Source organism: Nonomuraea zeae (genome assembly GCF_005889725.1).
Classification (GTDB): domain Bacteria; phylum Actinomycetota; class Actinomycetes; order Streptosporangiales; family Streptosporangiaceae; genus Nonomuraea; species Nonomuraea zeae.
Genome location: NZ_VCKX01000487.1, coordinates 1 through 5,732, shown reverse-complemented (window position 1 = coordinate 5,732; position 5,732 = coordinate 1). Strand labels below are relative to the sequence as shown.

Sequence of the window (5,732 nt, the reverse complement as noted above, 5' to 3'; positions counted from 1 at the left end):
CAGGGGCGGAGGCGGGGGCTGATGCAGCAGGGGATGCTGTCGTGCCGGTCTGGCCACAACCGGCCAGGACGAGCGTTCCCAGCAGCGCGCCCGCGAAGACCGTACGTACGGGCCTCACGAGTAGTCCTTTCACACTGTTCGGAACCGAGAGACCCGCAATGAGCGACGGATCACCCTTTTCCACGAGGGTTGATGACGTCAGCGCAGCGGCAGGCGACCTGGCTATGACAGTTGCGGGACAGCGCCGGACTCGCACCGGACTTCGCTGCAACGCTGCGCGTGAGTACGTCCCTGAAGGCTATCAATCCTCCGGATGGTCCCTGTCGTCAAGGGGCCAGTTGGCGCTCCGCCTCGGCGATGATCCGCTGGAGGCGCAGCCCGTGCGCCGCGTCCAGGGGGTGCCCGCCGCCGTTGCGGACCGTGGCGGCGAACTCCTCCGCGACCACCTCAAGGGGGTCGTCGTCGAAGGGCATGAGCACGGCGTTGCCGGTGCGGCCGTACACGGCGAACGTGGCGGGCGGCAGGTCGCCGACGGCGGACATGCACAGGGACGCCTCGCTGACCGCGCCGCCCTCGTGCTCCAGCAGCAGGCCGGTCCAGCCCAGCGGGTCGCCGTGCGCGCGGACGCCGCTGACCCGGCCCAGCGCGGCGTCCAGCAGGTCGATCACGTGCGGCCCGACGTCCAGGAGCGCGCCGCGCTCACGCCGCCACGGGGTGGCGAAGTGGTGATCGCCGAGGAGGGCGCCGGAGATGTTCGCGGCGTGGCCGCCGAACGCCTCGATGTCGCCGCACCGGGCCAGGAAGGTGCGGGCCTGGGGGGCGTAGCGCAGGGTGAGCACCATCTGGGAGGCCACGCCCGCCTCGGCGATCGCGCCGGCCAGGCGCTCGGCGTTCGCCAGCGAGTCGGCCAGCGGCTTCTCCAGCAGCAGCGCCTTGCCCGCGCGGGCGGCCAGGACGCCCAGCTCTGCCTGTACGGCGGGCGGCACGCAGAAGGCCACCGCCTCGCAGGCGTCGAACAGCTCCTCGATCCGCTCGTACACCGGGACGCCGAGCCTGGCCGCCGCCTCCGGCCTTCTGGCCCACACCCCGGCCAGGCGCGTGTGCGGTCCTCTGGACAGCATCGGCGCGTGCGCCATCTCGGCCCACGGCCCTGCTCCGACCAGCCCGACCGCCACCGGCTCCATGAAACCCCCTAGATCAGCTCCGACCTCACCTTATTGGACAGCCCGCCGCGAACCGAGAGGGGGCCGGTGGGCGGGCGCCCCGCGCGGTGCCCGCCCAGCGGCGTCACTGGGCGTCGCGCCACTGGTGCACGGCGTGCTGCGGCCGGTGGGCGAGGGTGCCGGAGTCGATGGTGACGGTCTGGCCGGTGATGCACCTGGCCTCGTCGCTCAGCAGGAAGGACACCAGGTTGGCCACGTCGTCCACGGTGCAGGCCCACGGGAGGAGACGCTCGGCGGCCTTGTCGGCGAGCTGGGCGGGGGTCAGGGCGCGCTGCGCGGCGGCGGTCAGCACGAGTGCGGGGGCGACGGCGTTGCAGCGGACGCCGCGGGAGCCGTACATGGTGGCGACGTAGCGGGTGAAGCCGATCAGGGCCGACTTCGAGGACCCGTACGCGGCGTGCATCGTGTCCCCGACCAGGGCGGACACCGACGACGTGAGGACGATGGCGCCGCCGTCGGGCATGGCGGGGACGGTGTGCTTGACCATGAGCATGGCCCCGCGCAGGTTGACCTCCATGGTGCGGTCCCAGACGGCGGTGTCCAGCCCGGCGAGGTCGCGGTCGCGCCCGTAGACGTCGGCGTCGAGTACGGCGGCGTTGGAGTGCAGGACGTCCACCCTGCCGAACGACGCGACCAGCTCAGCCACCGCCTGCTCCACCTGCTTCTCGTCGGAGACGTCGCAGGTCAGGGCGGTCGCGGTGTCGCCGCGGGCACGGATGGCGGCGGCGGTGGTCTTGGCCGCGGCCGCGCGCAGGTCGAGCACGCCCACGAAGGCGCCCTCCGCGGCCAGGCGGGCCGCGCAGGCCGCGCCGATGCCCGACCCCGCGCCGGTCACGAGCGCGACGCGGCCGCTGAACCGGCCCAGGCCGCTCACCACTCCACCAGCAGGGAAGGCAGGCCGCGGCCGACGATCGACTTCCGGTAGGCGATCGGCCCGCCGGGGACGAGCCTGAGCCCGGGCAGCCGGTGGCCGAGCACCTCCAGCGCGGTGCGCAGCTGCAGCCGGCCGAGCGCGGCCCCGACGCAGAAGTGGATGCCGTAGCCGAAGACCAGGTGCTCGGCGGCGTTCGGCCGGTCGATGCGGAACGTGCCGGGGTCGGGGAAGACGCTCTCGTCGTGGGCGGCCGAGTCGGTGGACAGCAGGACGAGCGCGCCGGCCGGGATCGTCACGCCGTGCAGGTCGATGTCCGTCGCCGCGTACCTGAACGAGCCCAGCGACGCCCCGTCGATGCGCATGCACTCCTCGGAGGCGTTGGCGACCAGGCCGGGCGGCACCGGCCAGACGCCCTCCCGCAGCAGCCGCAGGACGGTGTTGCCGAGCTGGTTCGGCACGGTGTCGTTGCCGCCGAGCAGGATCGTGGAGATCAGCTCGACCACCTCCCGATGGCTCAGCTCCGCGCCGATCAGCGCGGTCATCAGGGAGGTGAAGTCGTCCTGCGGGTCCTTGGCCCGGGCGGCCACCAGCCGATCCACGTAATCCAGATAAGTCAGGAAACTGTCGGCGAGTTCGAGCTGCCGCTCCGGCGGCTGCGGCGACAGGAAGAGCTGGAACCAGTCCTTGACGTGCGCCTGCACGAACGCCTCGTCCTGCTCGGGCACCCCGATGAAGCGGGCGGTCAGCTTGACCGACGGCTCGTGGCCGATCTCGGTGACGAAGTCGGCCTCGCCGCGCGGGTCGAGGCGGTCGAGGAGCTCCTCGTTGAGCCGCCGGAAGGTGTCCTCCATGGCCGCCACCGCTCTCGGCGTGAACGCCCTGGACACCGAGCGCCGCAGCCGGGTGTGGTCGGGCGGGTCCACGTTCGCCACGAAGCTGCCCAGGAACGAGCCGTGCTCGCCCAGCTTCTCCCTGGTCCGGTCGGTCAGGCTGCGCGAGATCGTCAGGGAGCCCGCCGAGGAGAAGCGCCCGGGGTCGCCGTAGGCCGCGCGCACGTCGGCGTAGCGGGTCAGGACGTACGCGCCGAGGTGCTCGCTGCGGAACACCGGCGAGTGCTCGCGCAGCCCGCGCAGGAACTCGTACGGCGCGGCGACATGCCAGTCGGAGCTGACGTCGAAGTCCTCGGTCATGCGAAGATCCTCCGCGGGTTGGCGACGAGCATCTGGTGGAGCTGTCCGTCCGTGACACCCCGCTTGCGCAGCTCCGGCAGGACGTCGCGGGAGATGTGCAGGAGGTGGTAGTTGGGGTGGCGCTCCTGTACGACTCCGGGGTCGAACCGGTCGTTAAAGCAGTACGAGTCGTGACTTAACACCATTTTTTCGGCGTGTCCGCGCTCGCACATCGTCGTCACCATCGCCACGCGGTCCTCGAACGAGCTGATCGTCTCGATGCCGAAGCGGTCCATGCCCAGGTAGGAACCGTTCGCGATCAGCTCTTCCAGGTAGGCCACGTCGGTCGAGTCCCCAGCGTGCCCGATGACCACCTTGCCCAGGTCCACGCCCAGGGAGGCGAGCAGGCGCTGCTGTTCGAGGCCGCCCTCGGAGGCGCTGTGGGAGTGGGTGGTGATCGGCACGCCGGTCGCCGTGTGCGCCTCGGCCACCGCCCTGAACACCCGCTCGCAGCCCTTGGTCATCCCCAGGTGGTCGGAGGCGCACTTCAGCATGGCCGCCTTGACGCCGGTCCGCCCGATCCCCTCCACGATGTCGCGCACGAAGAACTCCGCCAGCCGGTCGGGCCCGCCGAACAGCGACCCGGGCCCCCGGTTGGCGAAGTACGGCGGCAGCGTGTCGTAGGTGTAGAGCCCGGTGGCCGCCACGATGTTCACCTCGGTCAGCTCGGCCACCCGCTGCACCGCGGGAACGTAGCGGCCGAGCCCGACCACGGTCAGGTCCACGATCGTGTCGATGCCCTCGGCCTTCAGCGCGTCGAGCTTGCCGGCCGCCTCCAGCGCCCGCGCCTCCAGGTCCCACATCTCCGGGATGTCCGGCCAGTTCCACAGGATCTCGGGGCTCAGCCCGAAGACGTGCTCGTGCATCAGCGTCGCCCCGAGGTCGGCGACCGGGCCTCTCACGGTTTCAGGCACGGGAACCTCTCGTGCTCGAACGGGCGGTTCACCTCTAGCCCGAGCCCGTCCGTCTGCCGGTAGGGCAGGCCGGTGTAGAGGGCGTCGGCGTCGAAGTACGTGACCGTGAACGACAGGCGCGGCCGGTCGCGGCGGTTGGCGGGCGCGCCGTGGACGGTCAGGGCGTGGTGCACGGTCGCGTCACCGGCCTTGAGGTCCAGCGGCGGCGACAGCTCCAGCTCCTTGAGCCACGGATGCTGGCTGAGCTGGTCGTCCCCCGGGCGGGTGAAGCTGCGCCCGAGCAGCCCGTAGCGGTGCGAGCCGTCGTAGAAGCGCAGCGACCCCATGTCGGCGGGCACGTCGGCCAGCGCCAGCCACACGGTCAGCATGGCCGAGCGGTCCATCGGCATCCAGGGGAAGTCCTGGTGGAACTCGGTGGCGCCGTGCTCGCCCGGCTCCTTGACCAGCAGGTTGGTGACCTGCACGCGCACGGCCCGGACACCCCGCAGCAGGCGGACGGCGTTGCGCCCCATCTGCGGGTCCGTGGTCAGCGCGCCGAACATCTCATCGCTCTCCGCGACGTCCCTCGACTGCCCGAACGCCTGGTCCACGAGCGTCGTACGGCTCCGGCTGCGCGCTCTGAGATAACCGACGGCGCGCTCGTGCAGGGCCGCCGCGCTCGCGGGGTCGATCAGCCGGCCGAGCCGCACCCAGCCGTGGGTGCCGAAGAACGTCACCTCGTCGTCCGTCGCCTGGCGCACGGGGATCTCCATGCGCCCAGTCTCGCACCTAAAGCAAGCGCTTGGTAAGACCCGTCATCTGAGTAGCCCCTACTCATGCGCGCGCCCGCACCGGCGCCGACTCTCGGGACATGACCACAGTCGACACACCTCCCGGCACCGCCCGCTTCACCCGTGGCGCGATGATCGCCTGCGCGGTGACCTCGCCCCTCCTCCTCGCCCTGTCGCTGCTCTTCGCCCCCTTCACCGTCACCCAGGAGGGCGAGCCGTACATCAGGGGCTTCGTCGCCGCCATGGACGGCTACGCCCTGTGGAGCTGGCTCAGCGTCCTGAGCGCCGCCACCCTCATCCCCGCGATCTTCGCGGTGAGCAAGGTGGCCAGGTCGGGCCGGCCGGTGCTCGGCCTCGTCGGCATGATCCTCGCCTTCGTCATGGCGCTGCCCTTCGGCCTGAACACCGACGACGTCATCTACGCGGCCACCAGGTCGGGGCTGGACGTGCCCACCACCGCCAAGCTCGTCACGGAGCTGAACGAAGGGCTGCCGACGTCGGTGCTCGGGTTCACGTTCTTCCTGGCCCTGGCCGGTTTCGTGCTGCTGGGCGTGGCCGCGCTGCGCAGCGCCGCGCCGGCGTGGGCGGCCATCGCCATGATCGTGGCGCCGTTCCTGGTGCCGGTCGCCTGGTTCGCCCAGTTACCGAACGCGGTCGCGGGCGCGGCGTGGCTCATCTTCGCGGCCGGCGCGGGCGGCATAGCCCTCGCCCTGCCCGCCCGC

Annotated in this window: 6 protein-coding genes; 1 reads left to right on the top strand and 5 read right to left on the bottom strand. The window is 71.7% G+C overall.

All coding sequences use genetic code 11. From position 1 onward, the window contains the following. Positions 1–326 precede the first annotated feature (326 nt). From ETD85_RS59610 to ETD85_RS59590, 5 genes are all read right to left on the bottom strand, one after another. Positions 327–1,184 (bottom strand): Gfo/Idh/MocA family protein, encoded by an 858-nt coding sequence (locus ETD85_RS59610; protein WP_138698649.1) that lies wholly within the window; start codon positions 1,182–1,184, stop codon positions 327–329. 103 nt (positions 1,185–1,287) lie between these two features. Next, the gene (locus tag ETD85_RS59605) at positions 1,288–2,097 is read right to left on the bottom strand and encodes an SDR family NAD(P)-dependent oxidoreductase (RefSeq protein ID WP_170247451.1); all 810 of its coding nucleotides are present in this window, start codon (positions 2,095–2,097) and stop codon (positions 1,288–1,290) included. Next, positions 2,094–3,287 (bottom strand): cytochrome P450, encoded by a 1,194-nt coding sequence (locus ETD85_RS59600; protein WP_138698647.1) that lies wholly within the window; start codon positions 3,285–3,287, stop codon positions 2,094–2,096. Before ETD85_RS59600 ends, ETD85_RS59605 begins: the two co-directional genes overlap by 4 nt. Then, positions 3,284–4,240: a phosphotriesterase family protein gene (locus ETD85_RS59595; protein ID WP_240780130.1), complete on the bottom strand. Its 957-nt coding sequence runs from the start codon at positions 4,238–4,240 to the stop codon at positions 3,284–3,286. The genes ETD85_RS59600 and ETD85_RS59595 overlap by 4 nt, the downstream gene beginning before the upstream one ends. Next, positions 4,225–4,992 carry a phytanoyl-CoA dioxygenase family protein gene (locus tag ETD85_RS59590; RefSeq protein ID WP_138698646.1) on the bottom strand — a complete coding sequence of 256 codons (768 nt, stop codon included), beginning with the start codon at positions 4,990–4,992 and terminating at the stop codon, positions 4,225–4,227. Before ETD85_RS59590 ends, ETD85_RS59595 begins: the two co-directional genes overlap by 16 nt. 98 nt (positions 4,993–5,090) lie before the next feature. On the opposite strand from ETD85_RS59590, the gene ETD85_RS59585 reads away from it, so the two are divergent. After that, the coding region (locus tag ETD85_RS59585) for a hypothetical protein (RefSeq protein ID WP_138698645.1) at positions 5,091–5,732 on the top strand (642 nt) is incomplete at its 3' end.

Excerpts from the sequence above, each read along its gene's own strand:
- ETD85_RS59610 (WP_138698649.1), bottom strand. The coding sequence starts at position 1,184 with ATGGAGCCGGTGGCGGTCGGGCTGGTCGGAGCAGGGCCGTGGGCCGAG.
- ETD85_RS59600 (WP_138698647.1), bottom strand. The coding sequence starts at position 3,287 with ATGACCGAGGACTTCGACGTCAGCTCCGACTGGCATGTCGCCGCGCCG.
- ETD85_RS59590 (WP_138698646.1), bottom strand. The coding sequence starts at position 4,992 with ATGGAGATCCCCGTGCGCCAGGCGACGGACGACGAGGTGACGTTCTTC.